At 42.7% G+C, this 13215-nt stretch carries 21 protein-coding genes; 5 read left to right on the top strand and 16 right to left on the bottom strand.

Translation table 11 applies throughout. The features are described 5' to 3' along the window. Positions 1 to 53 precede the first annotated feature (53 nt). Positions 54 to 1073: a hypothetical protein gene (locus NNX04_RS22035; protein WP_261948581.1), complete on the top strand. Its 1020-nt coding sequence runs from the start codon at positions 54 to 56 to the stop codon at positions 1071 to 1073. A gap of 609 nt (positions 1074 to 1682) precedes the next feature. Here NNX04_RS22035 and NNX04_RS22040 read toward each other — a convergent pair. From NNX04_RS22040 to NNX04_RS22080, 9 genes are all read right to left on the bottom strand, one after another. Further along, the gene (locus NNX04_RS22040; RefSeq protein ID WP_261948582.1) at positions 1683 to 1979 is read right to left on the bottom strand and encodes a hypothetical protein; all 297 of its coding nucleotides are present in this window, start codon (positions 1977 to 1979) and stop codon (positions 1683 to 1685) included. A gap of 75 nt (positions 1980 to 2054) precedes the next feature. Further along, positions 2055 to 2438, bottom strand: a complete 384-nt coding sequence (locus tag NNX04_RS22045) for a hypothetical protein (RefSeq protein ID WP_261948583.1) — start codon at positions 2436 to 2438, stop codon at positions 2055 to 2057. A gap of 156 nt (positions 2439 to 2594) precedes the next feature. Next, positions 2595 to 3104, bottom strand: a complete 510-nt coding sequence (locus NNX04_RS22050) for an ADP-ribosyltransferase-containing protein (protein WP_261948584.1) — start codon at positions 3102 to 3104, stop codon at positions 2595 to 2597. A gap of 6 nt (positions 3105 to 3110) precedes the next feature. Beyond that, positions 3111 to 3605: a hypothetical protein gene (locus NNX04_RS22055; RefSeq protein WP_261948585.1), complete on the bottom strand. Its 495-nt coding sequence runs from the start codon at positions 3603 to 3605 to the stop codon at positions 3111 to 3113. Between the two features lie 57 nt (positions 3606 to 3662). Continuing rightward, positions 3663 to 4130: an ADP-ribosyltransferase-containing protein gene (locus tag NNX04_RS22060; protein ID WP_261948586.1), complete on the bottom strand. Its 468-nt coding sequence runs from the start codon at positions 4128 to 4130 to the stop codon at positions 3663 to 3665. A gap of 75 nt (positions 4131 to 4205) precedes the next feature. Beyond that, positions 4206 to 4490 carry a hypothetical protein gene (locus NNX04_RS22065; protein WP_261948587.1) on the bottom strand — a complete coding sequence of 95 codons (285 nt, stop codon included), beginning with the start codon at positions 4488 to 4490 and terminating at the stop codon, positions 4206 to 4208. A 229-nt stretch (positions 4491 to 4719) separates the two neighbouring features. Further along, on the bottom strand, positions 4720 to 5094 hold the full coding sequence (locus tag NNX04_RS22070) for a hypothetical protein (RefSeq protein ID WP_261948588.1): 375 nt from the start codon (positions 5092 to 5094) through the stop codon (positions 4720 to 4722). Positions 5095 to 5098: 4 nt separating this feature from the next. Continuing rightward, positions 5099 to 5587, bottom strand: coding sequence for a hypothetical protein (locus tag NNX04_RS22075; protein ID WP_261948589.1), 489 nt, complete (start codon positions 5585 to 5587; stop codon positions 5099 to 5101). A gap of 89 nt (positions 5588 to 5676) precedes the next feature. Further along, a complete protein-coding gene (locus NNX04_RS22080; RefSeq protein ID WP_261948590.1) occupies positions 5677 to 6102 on the bottom strand; it encodes a hypothetical protein in 426 nt (141 codons plus the stop codon). A 124-nt stretch (positions 6103 to 6226) separates the two neighbouring features. Here NNX04_RS22080 and NNX04_RS22085 point away from each other — a divergent pair, with 124 nt between their 5' ends. Both NNX04_RS22085 and NNX04_RS22090 read left to right on the top strand, forming a co-directional pair. Next, positions 6227 to 6802: a hypothetical protein gene (locus NNX04_RS22085; RefSeq protein WP_261948591.1), complete on the top strand. Its 576-nt coding sequence runs from the start codon at positions 6227 to 6229 to the stop codon at positions 6800 to 6802. A gap of 17 nt (positions 6803 to 6819) precedes the next feature. After that, entirely contained in the window at positions 6820 to 7128 is a 309-nt protein-coding gene (locus tag NNX04_RS22090; RefSeq protein WP_261948592.1) for a hypothetical protein, read from the top strand. A gap of 151 nt (positions 7129 to 7279) precedes the next feature. Here NNX04_RS22090 and NNX04_RS22095 read toward each other — a convergent pair whose 3' ends face one another. Continuing rightward, positions 7280 to 8587 (bottom strand): type II toxin-antitoxin system HipA family toxin, encoded by a 1308-nt coding sequence (locus tag NNX04_RS22095; RefSeq protein ID WP_261948593.1) that lies wholly within the window; start codon positions 8585 to 8587, stop codon positions 7280 to 7282. Then, positions 8566 to 8949 (bottom strand): helix-turn-helix domain-containing protein, encoded by a 384-nt coding sequence (locus tag NNX04_RS22100; protein ID WP_261948594.1) that lies wholly within the window; start codon positions 8947 to 8949, stop codon positions 8566 to 8568. The genes NNX04_RS22095 and NNX04_RS22100 overlap by 22 nt, the downstream gene beginning before the upstream one ends. 206 nt (positions 8950 to 9155) lie before the next feature. Here NNX04_RS22100 and NNX04_RS22105 point away from each other — a divergent pair, with 206 nt between their 5' ends. Next, a complete protein-coding gene (locus NNX04_RS22105; RefSeq protein WP_261948595.1) occupies positions 9156 to 9815 on the top strand; it encodes a hypothetical protein in 660 nt (219 codons plus the stop codon). A 173-nt stretch (positions 9816 to 9988) separates the two neighbouring features. Here the strand turns inward: NNX04_RS22105 and NNX04_RS22110 are convergent, their stop codons facing one another. From NNX04_RS22110 to NNX04_RS22125, 4 genes are all read right to left on the bottom strand, one after another. Continuing rightward, positions 9989 to 10330, bottom strand: a complete 342-nt coding sequence (locus NNX04_RS22110) for a hypothetical protein (protein ID WP_261948596.1) — start codon at positions 10328 to 10330, stop codon at positions 9989 to 9991. Positions 10331 to 10408: 78 nt separating this feature from the next. After that, positions 10409 to 10993, bottom strand: coding sequence for a hypothetical protein (locus tag NNX04_RS22115; protein ID WP_261948597.1), 585 nt, complete (start codon positions 10991 to 10993; stop codon positions 10409 to 10411). A gap of 12 nt (positions 10994 to 11005) precedes the next feature. Then, positions 11006 to 11407 (bottom strand): DUF7659 family protein, encoded by a 402-nt coding sequence (locus NNX04_RS22120; protein WP_261948598.1) that lies wholly within the window; start codon positions 11405 to 11407, stop codon positions 11006 to 11008. Between the two features lie 19 nt (positions 11408 to 11426). Next, entirely contained in the window at positions 11427 to 11810 is a 384-nt protein-coding gene (locus NNX04_RS22125) for a DUF7659 family protein (protein ID WP_261948599.1), read from the bottom strand. A 377-nt stretch (positions 11811 to 12187) separates the two neighbouring features. On the opposite strand from NNX04_RS22125, the gene NNX04_RS22130 reads away from it, so the two are divergent. Continuing rightward, positions 12188 to 12379: a hypothetical protein gene (locus NNX04_RS22130; protein ID WP_261948600.1), complete on the top strand. Its 192-nt coding sequence runs from the start codon at positions 12188 to 12190 to the stop codon at positions 12377 to 12379. 149 nt (positions 12380 to 12528) lie between these two features. On the opposite strand, the gene NNX04_RS22135 is transcribed toward NNX04_RS22130, so the two are convergent. Continuing rightward, a complete protein-coding gene (locus NNX04_RS22135; RefSeq protein ID WP_261948601.1) occupies positions 12529 to 13146 on the bottom strand; it encodes a hypothetical protein in 618 nt (205 codons plus the stop codon). Positions 13147 to 13215: the final 69 nt, after the last annotated feature.

Genomic DNA, 13215 nt, shown 5'->3' on the forward strand with positions numbered 1-13215 from the left:
AAACGTGGGCAGTCATATCAACTAAGCATCCAAAATAAAGTGGTCATCTTAAAATGTTTGAAGTCGATAAATTCACGAGAACCGAAAATACAGAAGCCGCATATACGAAACAGGCGGTATTTATGCTGGAAAACTACGCAAAAAATGCTGGAAAGGACTGGGACCAGGATCATGGGCAGCTAATTGATTGGTTATCAAGTAAAAGGGATTCCAGTTCGGCGGCATACTGGGGGCGCATTAGGTCGGCATTAGTATTCTTCTTCAAAAATAATGGGAATCCTGATCTTGCGGCATCAATCAAAGCGATTTCAAAGGATAGATGCGCACCCCCAACCCATACATCTGCAAACAAAAAGAAATCTGTGTCGGATACTGAGCTGGTGTCGCTGGCAAATTATTTGTTGCGCGAAGGAAGCTCAAAAATTTCTATTCAAACGTATCAGTTTTTTTTAAGCGGGATAATTACGGGCATGCGCCCGAGCGAATGGGAGTTTTGCGATTTCCGAATTTTACGGGATGCAAAAGAATTACGACTGCAAGATTTTGGTGGCGGTGAAAATGTTAGCCCTGAAATGGTTGACGGAATTAAAATTGTTGTCCAAAATGCAAAGGCTACCAACGGTCGCGCGCATGGCGAGTTCCGCACCCTTCTCTTCCCCAAACTCCACCCCCAAGAAAAAGAAGTGCTTTTAGACCATTACAGGTCGGTTGAGCATGCAAGAGATCTAGGCCAATTCCCCCTATTCCAGCGTCAATGTTCAGACAAGCTTCGTTATGCTGGACAAAAGCTATGGCCATCCAAACGCAAACGGATATCCCTTTACTCCGGTCGTCATCAATCGATGGCAAACGGTAAAGCATCTAACCTGCCTGCCAATGTAATTGCAGCTATGCACGGTCACGCAACGGACCGTACAGCTGGGGAACATTACGGGCGCAAACAGTTTGGTGTTTCAGGGCGTGTTTACATGCAAGTGCCTGCAGATGAAGTTGCTCGGGTTCGTGAGATACCTTCTACCTGGAGTCCACCGGCGATCAGCAGAGAAAAAGAGCGCAATAATTCTGGTAGTTAGTTGCGCAACCGCTATGGATTCAAATTATTTGGGTTTCAGTTTATCGGGATTCGCAAAAAATATGGTTGCCCAAAAAACTGGATTCCCATTTCGCGCAAAAATTCCACTGCTCCATCATTTCCTTTCCAAAAATTGTTATACCGCCTGCCACCCCCATACACTGGGGGTGTATCTTTCAAGTTTCTGTATTCCGTCAAATAATTGGGATGCAATATTGTTTGGGTATCCATTCAATATAGATTCCCATTTTCGCGCGCCAAAAATATGGTTCCTTGTCGATCGCAATTAGATCGCAAGGTTTCATTAGTGCCCAAGGAATCCAACGCTTCTAGGTGAAAATATTTAAGTTCGCCGAGAGAAGTAAATTTTTTGGGTGTCTGAATTGATTGGGTGTCCAAAAAAAAATGGAAATCCAAAATATTTGGGTATCGGGTAAAATTTGACTGCCAGATCTTCGGCTATCCATCGCGCCTATGTAATCCAGGTCTAACCATGCAGCGCGGGAAGCCAATGGGTAGCTAATTTATATGGGAGCCAAAAAAAATGGGAATCCAGATTTTGGATTCCCATTTCGCTATACCAGTCCCCCGACAATGGGGGTGATTGGGTTTAGTGGATTTCTTTAAAGACAACCTCACCTAAACGGATATTGCCGTATTCACTTTTGTAACGCGCCGCGTGCTCTATCCATAAAATGTGCGTTTCTGTGTTTACTAAATATTTACGGTTTGCGCCAATCTCGTTAATTACCTTTGCCGCCCTTTTGCCAAAACTCCCACTAAAAAGTTTTGTCGTGACTTCATACCTTTTACCTTCATACTCACAGTTTTCAACCATAGCGTCTGAGCGCTCCAATCCCCATGCAACCAGTTTCCGCGCCTCTGAAAATTCGTTCGCTTTAGCCATGTTTAAATACCTATGTAAAAAGATTAAGTGCTGCTGCGCCGCTCATCATAAAAAGTGCGGCGCATACTGATTGTGCTATGCACGATTGCGGACACGGTAAACTTGCGTGAAGCTAAGCTGATTTACATACCCAAGCTTATGAGCGCGATGAACAAGCTTGCGCTGCTCATCTGATGGGAATGAATTAAACCCTTCAAAAGCTTTGATGGCGTCATCCAGCTGCTTGTATTCTTCATCGGTTAGATCATCTGCCTTTAGCTCGCAAAGTAGCTCATCCTCTTCCCAACCCTTATGAAGATTCTTAAATAAGGCGCTATCTTCAGTGAGTCTCACACACTTATAATTGAAAGCACCCCCCATTCCACTAGGGGAAGAAATTACCAGACCGATTTTTAAATCGGCTACTTTTACAGGCGAGCCATCTGCAAGTTTTGCATTGTGAAGGTTAGTTACGGCCATAATTAAACTCTCTCTATTATAGGACACTGTGACCTATTATAGAATTCTAGCACCCCCATTGCAAGCGAATGCACCAAGCATTTCTAATGCTTAAATACAAAAACACCCCCATTGGTTTCCTGTGGGGGTGTTAGATTTTTACTTGGCTGATCACAGTTAATTTGGGCTTATTATTTCTTTCCCATTGATTGAGACTTGATGTGAGTGGAAGGCGATTATCTGCTTGCTGCCATCTACATAATTGGCAATGATTCCATCGTGCCCCAACGACTTAATTTCGTCCTGTAATGCTGTATCAAATAGTTCCCAGCCTATATCAATCGCCTCATCCACTAACGCCCTACCATTTGGCAAGGCCAATATTGCTTCAATTGCTGGATGGTCAAATAATTCCCTTTTGGCGACTGCGGAATCATGAACCGCATTTATAACCCACGGATTCAGTAAGTTGAGTTGCGCACTAATAATAATCGAGCCGTATTGACACGCAAAATCTCTGGTATCTGCAAAATAGATACCTGCTCCGTATAGACCGTCTTCGCTCGCTATAAATTCATCAAAGACTTCATTTGTGCCGTGATATACAGTGTGTGGGAAGGTAGCCTGAGCGCTTTCTGTAGCTATCCCAGGTATCGCAGGCTCTCTATGTAAGGTGCAGTTATTCATGAGCGCTCAATACCCTTGCACAAGCGGTACACGGCGACCGTAAATGCATTCAAAGTCATTTATCGTGAGCTTGCCATTCTTGGCGCCAGTGACCATAGATGCATATCGATCATCATTTTCATCGTCTGCATCAATGATGGACGCCTCATAATAAAAATTAATCAGCCACTCCGACCAATTCTTGATAGTTATTAATTCATGGTTATTCACACGTAAATCAAGTTTCTGGCACTCATCATCTGTTAACTCATCAGTGATGAAAAATTCCAGCTCGGCTAAAGATGGCGCGCGATTGCGTGATAGATACTCTTTGGGGACTACAGTCACATCACTAAATCCGCTTTTGTGATCAGGATGGGGTAACAGGTAGATGGCTTGATCGCCAATTACCAAAGCTGTCCCAAGTGGTTGCTTGGAAAGCGTGGAATGAATAGACCCGAGCAAATCCATACTTTTCTCATTCAGGTCTATGGTGTAGTAATCAATATCAACATTTGGCATATCTGGCCCTCGAAATTTAAAATGTTTTAACTGGGAAGGAATCAAAACGTTTTAAGCTTATTTCCAACAAATGATTTCTATTTGATCGCAACTAAATGCCACCAGCTCTTTGCTGCCATCAGGATAGGTTGCAACCACACCATCATGTCCTAGTGATATCAGCTCTCCTTGCAGTGCCCGATCAAACAGCGTGTGGCCTCTTGCTTTTGCACTATCTAATAAATGCCTTCCTTGGCTTAGGGACAGGATTGCCTCTATGGCAGGGTGATCAAAATCCTCTAGGTAGGCACCTTCCGATTCAAAATCAACATCAATTACCCACGGATTATTCAGGCGAACAAATGCAGTAATGATTGAGCCTCCGTAACTGCCCGCGGATTCTTCTGTGTCTGCAAAGTAGATGCCTGCCCCATATGTGCCGACCGCGCTGGATTCAAAGCTCTCAAAATAAAGGTCAGTGCCGTGATAGACGGGTAAAGCATAAGCAGAGAGTTGTGTTTGAATAACTGATTTCATTGCGGTCATGCGATGGCATCCTACTGGCGGTGGTGCGTGGCTTATTTGAGCATCCATCGCTGAATGCTCGTGCTAATGGCTGAATTAGTCTGCTGCATGTGCTTCCGGCAGCAAGGTGAAAGTTGGGCGGGGCACCATCTTGTTATACGTCACTGTGTATTCGATGTTCTTCCCACACGTGCGCAGGTACTGAATTGAAGTCACGTTATTAGCAATGCCGTTCTCGACCATCAAATCTTCAACAAGAATGAAAAGATCATCGTTATCCCCCCTGAAGTCGATCCAGTGATCATTGCCCCGCAAAGAGGTGGAAGCAAAGTGAATTTTGTTGCGCGCCTTGTCGTGAAGTAAAACCAAAGTATCTCTCATAAATGCCTCATCATTTTTTAAAATTAATTGCTTTTTACGGAATTAATTATACTAATCCACGACAACCAACACAATAAAAAACCCCTTAGAAATCAATGACTTACAAATATTTATTCAAATTAATTGGGTTTATTTCTATTTTCTTCTCGCGCAAGCTTTCACCCCCAAAAAGATTGCAATTTAATTTAACGCTTACAGGTTTTAAGCAGGCAAAAAAAAATCCAGCTTATTAAGCTGGATCTCTTTTATGTTGGGGGTGAGTGGGTACTGGTTTGGCTATCCATCGCCTTAAAGTTTGATCTGCATCCTCGTCTCCAATGCGCGCTTTAAGAGCTGGGTAATCAAAATGGGTTAATTCCTGTTTATCTACTTGATAACCGTCAATCACATTGTCTGCCCAATCCCTGTCAAAACCTGGCATTGTTGGGAGGGCGGTATCGGCTGGCACCGCATCAATCCAATCACGCATTGCGTTTGCAACTTCAATTAACTCTGCGCGCTCACTTTCCCACGCTATGGCATAGTCGCCCAATCTGTGTCCGAGGGTATTACCTTCATCAACCAATCGATGTGCCCATGCTGCAAGACTCTTGTGTGAGAGCATTTCGCTATACCCTCTCCAAGCGCATCTCATTGCGCGCACCAGAAAAATCTATAGTCGTTGTCGGGTCCTCTTCGTTTATGTCTGCAAACGCCCGCAGCAATAAATTTCCATCGTTGTAATCAAAGTGGGCAACTATCCCAACATCATCTTCTGATACGGCATCACTAAAGCCAAGCAGCTGCACACACACGTTATCTTCTGCAAAAAGGATATTCCCTTGCTGTGGGGAGCCTGTCAGGGTGTCGGCATCTTTTAGTGTGAATGGGATCGGGCAATCTAACTCTTGAACAACTTTGGCAATGTTTTTAATTTCGTTGCCTTCAAACACCAAAAATGGTGCCTCATACCCTTGGCCTTCTACAGACTCAATTGCTAATTCAATGTGCTCGCCATTCGCCACCTGCTCTGCTGACACATCAAGCGTGACTGTCACAATTGTTGAAGATCCATTTGCATCACAACAAGCTACAGCAACTTTTTTCACTGCCGACATTATTAATTCCTCTGGAAATGATTTATCAAATCGGTTTTAAATATCTGAGAATTGTTAATGAAATGGCTGGCGCATTTGCCAGCCCGAAATCAAACCCATATGTGGGTTGAGTAAAATCTGTCACCTTCTGCAATACGGCGCGCTTTAAGTTCCTCAAAGCGCACTTTGGCTTCCTCATACAATTCAGGTGTCGTGTAGTAGGGGTACTCTCCGCCGTGACCAACATACGTGTCTTTCATCCGGCCAAGCTCTACCGCACCCTCAGTGTTGTATCTGACGTAGGTCAATGTGAAATTGTCTTTCTCGAATGGACTGCTTAATACCTGCTCTTCCATTTTGATGTTTATATAGGTTCCCTTCATAACCTGCTCTTGGTAAAGCTTCTCGCGCGCTTGCTCGTTAAAGAAAACGTAGCAAATCTGAACTGGCGTAGAAAAACCGTTATTAAATGAACTGTAAAGTTTAAAAAGTTTGAGACCCACTTTTATCTCCCAACGAATAAGTGTTGGATTCATTATATACCCTTAAAGGGTATATACAATATTTATTTTTTCCCTCATAATCCACCTTTAAATTGAAAAGCTTTGCATCATTTGTAAATGCAATTAATTAACTGAAATTACTTCTGTGGGTGCATTAATGATTACTGAAGACACTATCGTTTCCATGTCTGAAGAAATAAAAACTTTCTGTGTACGATTATTTCCACGTTCTTGGAGCGTTACGCATACTTCATTTGAGATTGCAGAACTAGAAATGAATCGTAATAAAATCGTTTTTGGGAAAGCGCATCATTGCGGGAAAATACAGATATCAAATATCTACGTTGGAACTGATTGCTATAGCGCTTTGAAAAGCACACTGATCCATGAGTTTAGTCATCTGATTGTCGGACTAAAAGAAAATCACAATTCGCGATTCAAACGTATTTTTGAATATTTAAGTGATAAGGCTGAAATGGATACTGCTGCCATCTTGAAAGATCATGATGTATTACGCGGCAAAGCTAATGCGATTAAACCCTGCACATTGCAGCTCTGGATGGTATTTCAAAATGGCGATACTGAATTTGTCGGCAATTATCAAAAGCGCTCAAAAAAATACACCGCTTATGATCCATCTGTAAGGAATTTGCAGTACAAAGGCAAGCTAATTGATCGCTTCTATTACACAGAATCACCCACAAACGACTCTAGTCAATCCATTCAACAATAACTAATAGGGGTTCTAATGTGAGCGAAATTATCGAGTATGGCTTTAATGGGGAAGTTGTTGGAATTGATGGAAGGCTATTTGAAGTGTGTTCAGATGGACTAGGGTGTAGAATCTGGATTAATGCTGATGATGGATCTGCCGTTGCCCGTTTTAATACTCGAACAGGCGTAGATGTACATAACACGGTGACTGACCAACTGCGGGGCGCCCATGAATGTTTGTGGTGCACCCACGGCAAGCCAGATAGAGAAACCTGGAACCAGTTTGTTGTAAAAATTGATGAATTGTTTGGAATCAGGTTTGCAATAGATGCCGTTAAAATTTAAGCCGGTATTTCTCTTTCATATTTATGTGGCCTGATTAGCCCGTTAGCGAGTCTAAATTCTGTCGGTACCTATCCCTTTTTTCGCAATAATAAATAGAGTAGTCCTGTCACTGAAACCCTGCATTTTAACGAAATCCTTAATTCATTCTTGGCTATCGTATGTTCCGAAACATCTTTGATATTGCGATTGCTTTGTCAGATGGGAGCTTTACGCCTTCTGCAATGTCATGCCAATTAGCAATAGCATTGTTAACTTCACTAATAATTTTTTTCGGATTCTTAACATTAGCAGCGCGCGCGGATTCCACAATGTCGTAGAGAGTAAAGTTGTCCCTCTTACCATTGCATGTCATTTGATGCGAATCGATAAAGCGTGAATTCTTTTTATATGCGAAACATAAGTCATAAGCCGGTGTTATTGACCACTGGCCATCACCATCCATCATAAACGCATGATTCTTCGTGTGGTCATCTTGATTGCGCGCAATGATGTTAAACACCATACGCTTGAATAATTCAGTAATAGAAGGCTGCCCCACCCCCAACTCTCTAGCAGTAGCAAATAAATGCTCATAGCTACATTGACCAACTGGATCGCGGTCCTGATGCGCAATAGCCGCGTATGTCTGTACGTGATACTTCATATCTACGTCTTTGCGATCAAAGCGGCGCGTCATGAAGTGCCCTACTCCGTCTGCGTCCGTAATCAAGCGCGAATACATCATTGTTATACCGGCTTCTACAGCCATCAAGTGATATGCCATTTCCATGCGGCCTGTGTCCGCATCGGATTCATGTTCATCGTTCGATACGCCGCTGAGTTTAAGCAAATAATGTTCAAAGCCCGCCTTACATTCTCCCTGACCTGACATAATTTCTTTGGTGCTGTCATTCCATGCTATAACCGCTTTCGCTTTAGCTCCGCCAGCACTGGTACCAATTTGAATTAGTCTTTCAAAATTGGGGGTGTCGGTATTCAGTTGCTCTACTTGGTTGTGCTCGTCCATAACCTTTCGTGCTACGTCCAGCAAGCCATCTAAATCCATGCTGTCATCTTTCTTGCTGTGTATGCCATCGGTATCAGGCATAAATTCAAGTGCACCCATGCCGCGTGCGCCAAGGTAACAAAGTCGTTCCACTGGGTTTAAGTCGTTAAAACTTCTCCCCTGCTTAGCAAGCCAAACCGATAACAATTTGTTCCCGAATTTTTCCGGCAGCGAATCTGCCAGCAATCCAGGTAGACCTTTGAATGTATTGCTGTCCCGGTGCGCGGGGAATGAATAAATCTCGGTTGGTGATAACGGCATGATTAACGGGGACACCTGCAAACCTGATTTGCAAAACTCTGGTGTGTATGCGAAATCGGCTACGCGGTCTTTAGCATTCCACGCAACTGCTCCAACGTGCTCACCCCATAAATAAACATTTGCAATAGTGCTCATTTTATTTTGTTGCCCCATTTCGGCTTCTGTGCTGTTGCTATCCCATCCAATATAAATCCAGTAGGCCTTTGCGTTGGGCGCTTAATCGGTTTTGATACCTGAAGAATTGAGGATTGCGCTAAATCTACTGGGTTTTGTTTTGGGGGTGCAGCCAATGCTTCCAGTAGATCCAAGCGATTAAGTGTTTGGAGTGCGATTACTAACACATCGATACCTACAGACTCCCCTTTGAACAAACGATACAGGCTAGATCGAGTTATGCCGCTCGCTGAACTGAAATCTGAGATGGTTGAGGTTTGCAGTACGTGTGCCTTTATCGCGCCTCCAATAGCTTGCTGGATCGCGTGGGGCGCTGATGCCCTGAAATTGATGGGATTCATAATTACTCCGGTAAGCATTATTTTTCTAAATGTACCATATTTGCTACAGAATTAGCTTTTTAAATTGAATGCTTTGTATCGTATATGACACATCATATCGGGATTTTATCTAATAATGTTCCACATATGAAACATTTATTACCAAAATTTAAGCGTTGCGTGATATCATTTGTGCCAAATATGAAACAAACAACGGATTTATCAATATGCAATATGATCACGCGTGGCAAGAACTCGGATTCATACCGCCATACAGGCTTGTTGGCTTTTATGCGATACCATCCCCTGCTCTCGCTGAAGCAAACCCTAATGCATACCAACGTCAATTAAGCGAAATGCCGAAGGGGTGCGGGATTGGTTCTTGCTCCGTTTGCACCACGCCTCTGGTTAATAACTACATCCTCAAAGATGCGCGCGGTGTTCGCTTCGCGGTAGGTTGCGATTGCGTACAAAAACAAGGCTCATCCAGTTTGATTTCAGACGTACAAGCACATAAAAACCGAATCGCGCGGGAGGTGCGTGCAGCTAAGCGGGAAGAACAACGCCGAGCCAAGTATGAGTATTACCTAGCAGAGCTGGAAAGCCAGCGAACACGCAATGGAGGCCTTACCGATGATGAATTGGAAGCCCAGCACCGTGAGCAAGCCGCGCGCAACCGGCACAATGCTATAACTGATTTGTTGGCGCCTTTAGCGCACATCCTGAATCAGCAAAATGGTGATTTCTGCCGATCAGTTACGCGTCTGCTAAACAACGGTGATGTAAAGGCTCTGTCCACGCGAATGATCGATATCGTTGATCAAATATGCCAACGCAATGGTTTGGAAGGTGCCGCCAAAATAATTGATCGTGCGAGGTCCATTTGACTTAAAGCTTGCCCAACAAGATCCTCATGTCTACAGTTGGGCGAGACGAAAATGTAGTAGCGAGTTGATTATCACATTCCAGTATTTTAATAGCCAAAAACCCCAAATATTTGGGCCTGCCGCATAACTGGTATCGTGACCTGGATTGGGTTTGCCGTTAAAGATGTGCAACCTTACTTAATTGCCTTTTTCATAGCTCTAAAGGTTTTGTCGCTGATTCGACCGGTTTCATCAAATTCAATATCAGTAATACCCATCTCTTTTCCTTTGAGCATTGCATTCAATAAGCGCAAGAGTTCCATTGCCAGTGCTTCAACTTTAGTCACTCCCCTTTCATTCTTGGGGGTGCCATCTGCACCAACGTTTTTGCGCAGGGCTAATTTATCGCTAATCTTCCCACGTACCGATTGAGTAATTGGCATACCCAAATTTACAAGTTCCGCAAGCTGCGCTTGAGTTATTCCCAGCTCGTCAAACGCATCACGATAAATTTCATTAGTTTTAATTTCTTCCATCGAAAATCCTGCCTGCTCAAATAAGATAAAGCTGAAATGAAACACCCCCAAGCCTTATGGGGGTGAAAGTTAGATTGATTAAGCTGGAACCAAGCTAAACATGTCAATTGTACGTGTGTCGCGCACGATCGGCTGCTCGGGTAACGCTTTAATGTGAAGCATGACATTAGATTTTGTTAATTGCTTCAAGCTTGCGATTGTACCGCTACTTTCTATTTCCTTCAGTAGTGAAATAACGCACCCGCCATCGCCCATTTCAAAACAGGCGTCATATAGGCGGTCTGTAAAAGAATCCATCATGATCACAGTTCTTGCCCAAAGTACGCGGTGCGGCAAGCTTTTCTCAACAAGATCGGCTGTAGGAAGTCCGCTGACCTTAACAGCCATTGACTTATGTTTTCGAGTCATCAAAATTAATACCTGATTTGCGAATTCGTCAGGTGATACAGATTGATCATTAGCTCGATAGAAAAAGGCAATTGATTGAATTTCTATTGACCATACCCTTTTTTCATTCATCCCAAAGACAGTAGTTTTACCACTGCTAGTGTTACAAACAAAGCGAAGTCCCAAGTTGCACAATGCCCACCAAATTGCATTGTAGCGATTCATGCCGCCCATCAATTGTTCTAACTTGTATTCACTCAAGTTCATTCTAGCCATTTCTATCAACCTCTAAACAGCATTTTTGAATTGAGTGGTTGCAACATTCAACAACTCACCCCAGGTTATCCCATACTCTTTCAGGACAACCTTCGCGCGATATAAACCCGCTTCAGCAATTTCACGCTGTATCACGCCATCCTTACCATTTTTCGCTAAATCATAAGCAATTGCTGTTTGACGAATACATTTAAGCTTCTCATCGAGTTCGCTAGCATTATCAGCGGGGCATAGAACACAACCCGAAAGCAAAGTTTTTAAACCTACATACGAAACACCTTCAACTTTCTGTTTTTGAGCCCAAGCCGTGGGTGTAGCAAAGAAAGCGCCATTGTCCGCTAGCAATTTGTTTTGAAGCTCATCTATATAGTCGTATAGATTTTTAACTGAAGCGGTGATTTGTTGAGTCTGCATAACTACTCTGCTCCTGAATTTAATATTGATAAGTCGCTGAAATTTCTTTGAACACTGCCAACACCTCATCACGTGTGATTCCGTAACCTTCTAGTGCATCGATACAGCGGCTGACTCCTCCATCAATGAAGCATTCATGATTATGGAGTTCGCGTGCAATTACACAGTCCTTTCCGTTTTCCTCAAGATCGTGGGAGATTGCGCTATCGATCAAATTAACAAGTCCTGCAGCCAGCGCATCGGCGTAAACTACCGGCACTATGATTCCGTTCGTAAGAGTGCAGTATTCAACTCCTTCAATTCTTCGCTCTTCAAACTGTGCCTTGCCAAGCGCAAAAAAGGCACCATGAAGAGCAAACAAACCGCTCTGCATTTCATTTATGTAATCAGATAGATACTTCATGCTGCACCTGTATATAAACTTATAGCAGCAGAAATGCTGCACTTCGAATTTATTATATACCCTTTAAGGGTATATTCAAGATAATAGAAATTATATTTTTGATATATTTTCCTGAGAAAACGCTGAATTAAATATTTGATTATTCCATTCGGAATAATTCATTTTTTTTAAGAACTTTAGAAACAGTTTTTAGATGAAATGAGTTAAATATTGTGAAAGGGGTTTTGCGGGATTTTTAAAAATATTTCCAGTTTATACATGAATTGGTATAACGATCATAAAAGGAAATCAATTGCAAGTATTTGTTTTAAATAATTTTTAAAATTGCTATAATTTCTTCGAGCACATTGCTCATATAACATTTGAGAAAAAACATAATGAAAAAAATAAATAATAATAAACCAAGTCACAATCGTGCACTGGAAGTTATTCTAATCACCGTTTTTTGTGGGGCAGCTTTTTATACGTTAGTTTTCACAAATATGGGATGGGCTGATAAGTCACAGCTGGCATCAGTATTGGTTGTGATTGCAACTCTTGTAAGACCAGTTCTTATAAAATTGAGTTGAGAAGTAAAAAAGGCTGCGTAAATGCAGCCTTTTTTAGATGTTATTTACAGAGAACTTTTTTATTGAGGCTCGACAGTGAGTAATCACTTATCAAACGGCAATGCCAGGCATTTTCCCCTTTTGATAAATAATTGCACTTAGTGAAGTGATCAGTGTTTCCCTTCCCCCTCTGATTGACTAAGTGAATGTGCAATGATCAGACGATCAGCCTCTAATGAGAGAATTTTTCCCATTTTTACCCGCAAGCCGTCAAATATAATTGCTTCTTCAATTAGCATTTTCGCATCTGGGCTATCATTAAGAGACTCTGGAAGCTGGCTGTGGCGATCAACTCGATTCACATAGTGCTCATCCGCGTACTTGAATAATATAGCTGCGTTGGTCAGATCCCTAGCCTCTGAGGCTATTGCTGTCTGGTGTTTCAAAGCCGCTTCTGTTGCCGCCTGCATCCCCCTAGCGTCTTTAATCGCTTCCCGGGTTAACTCTAGTTCTGCATTCGCCTGAGTCAACGCTGTGTTCGCTTGCCTTAGTGCTCTATGGTTCTGACGAAGGCTTACTGCTAACAACCAAATAGTGAAAAAACCGATGATTGGGTTTACTGCGCCTCCAACAAAGTCCCCAAACTCTCCCCATGTACCTTGATCGGTACTTAGTCCGTGATGGAACTTGGACATGTAGAAGCCAACCGCAACTACTAAAATCCCGGCAACCAAGTGAGGTGCCCACCTCTGAATAAAGGACTCTTTCTCTATAATTGGATTTTCCACCGCAACCAACTCCATTCCATCTAATATAAATGCCCAATGATGGGCGCCAAGTGCGCGATAATTTAAAAC

It is taken from the genome of Cellvibrio sp. QJXJ (genome assembly GCF_024452345.1).
In the GTDB taxonomy this organism is placed as follows: domain Bacteria; phylum Pseudomonadota; class Gammaproteobacteria; order Pseudomonadales; family Cellvibrionaceae; genus Cellvibrio.

What these genes read in the sequence shown, in the direction of transcription:
- NNX04_RS22035 (WP_261948581.1), top strand. Translation starts at nt 54, where the DNA reads ATGTTTGAAGTCGATAAATTCACGAGAACCGAAAATACAGAAGCCGCA.
- NNX04_RS22070 (WP_261948588.1), bottom strand. Translation starts at nt 5,094, where the DNA reads ATGCTCTCACACAAGAGTCTTGCAGCATGGGCACATCGATTGGTTGAT.
- NNX04_RS22115 (WP_261948597.1), bottom strand. Translation starts at nt 10,993, where the DNA reads ATGGCTAGAATGAACTTGAGTGAATACAAGTTAGAACAATTGATGGGC.
- NNX04_RS22065 (WP_261948587.1), bottom strand. Translation starts at nt 4,490, where the DNA reads ATGAGAGATACTTTGGTTTTACTTCACGACAAGGCGCGCAACAAAATT.
- NNX04_RS22105 (WP_261948595.1), top strand. Translation starts at nt 9,156, where the DNA reads ATGCAATATGATCACGCGTGGCAAGAACTCGGATTCATACCGCCATAC.
- NNX04_RS22085 (WP_261948591.1), top strand. Translation starts at nt 6,227, where the DNA reads ATGATTACTGAAGACACTATCGTTTCCATGTCTGAAGAAATAAAAACT.
- NNX04_RS22130 (WP_261948600.1), top strand. Translation starts at nt 12,188, where the DNA reads ATGAAAAAAATAAATAATAATAAACCAAGTCACAATCGTGCACTGGAA.
- NNX04_RS22110 (WP_261948596.1), bottom strand. Translation starts at nt 10,330, where the DNA reads ATGGAAGAAATTAAAACTAATGAAATTTATCGTGATGCGTTTGACGAG.
- NNX04_RS22075 (WP_261948589.1), bottom strand. Translation starts at nt 5,587, where the DNA reads ATGTCGGCAGTGAAAAAAGTTGCTGTAGCTTGTTGTGATGCAAATGGA.
- NNX04_RS22080 (WP_261948590.1), bottom strand. Translation starts at nt 6,102, where the DNA reads ATGAATCCAACACTTATTCGTTGGGAGATAAAAGTGGGTCTCAAACTT.
- NNX04_RS22100 (WP_261948594.1), bottom strand. Translation starts at nt 8,949, where the DNA reads ATGAATCCCATCAATTTCAGGGCATCAGCGCCCCACGCGATCCAGCAA.
- NNX04_RS22060 (WP_261948586.1), bottom strand. Translation starts at nt 4,130, where the DNA reads ATGACCGCAATGAAATCAGTTATTCAAACACAACTCTCTGCTTATGCT.
- NNX04_RS22120 (WP_261948598.1), bottom strand. Translation starts at nt 11,407, where the DNA reads ATGCAGACTCAACAAATCACCGCTTCAGTTAAAAATCTATACGACTAT.
- NNX04_RS22055 (WP_261948585.1), bottom strand. Translation starts at nt 3,605, where the DNA reads ATGCCAAATGTTGATATTGATTACTACACCATAGACCTGAATGAGAAA.
- NNX04_RS22095 (WP_261948593.1), bottom strand. Translation starts at nt 8,587, where the DNA reads ATGGGGCAACAAAATAAAATGAGCACTATTGCAAATGTTTATTTATGG.
- NNX04_RS22050 (WP_261948584.1), bottom strand. Translation starts at nt 3,104, where the DNA reads ATGAATAACTGCACCTTACATAGAGAGCCTGCGATACCTGGGATAGCT.
- NNX04_RS22045 (WP_261948583.1), bottom strand. Translation starts at nt 2,438, where the DNA reads ATGGCCGTAACTAACCTTCACAATGCAAAACTTGCAGATGGCTCGCCT.
- NNX04_RS22125 (WP_261948599.1), bottom strand. Translation starts at nt 11,810, where the DNA reads ATGAAGTATCTATCTGATTACATAAATGAAATGCAGAGCGGTTTGTTT.
- NNX04_RS22040 (WP_261948582.1), bottom strand. Translation starts at nt 1,979, where the DNA reads ATGGCTAAAGCGAACGAATTTTCAGAGGCGCGGAAACTGGTTGCATGG.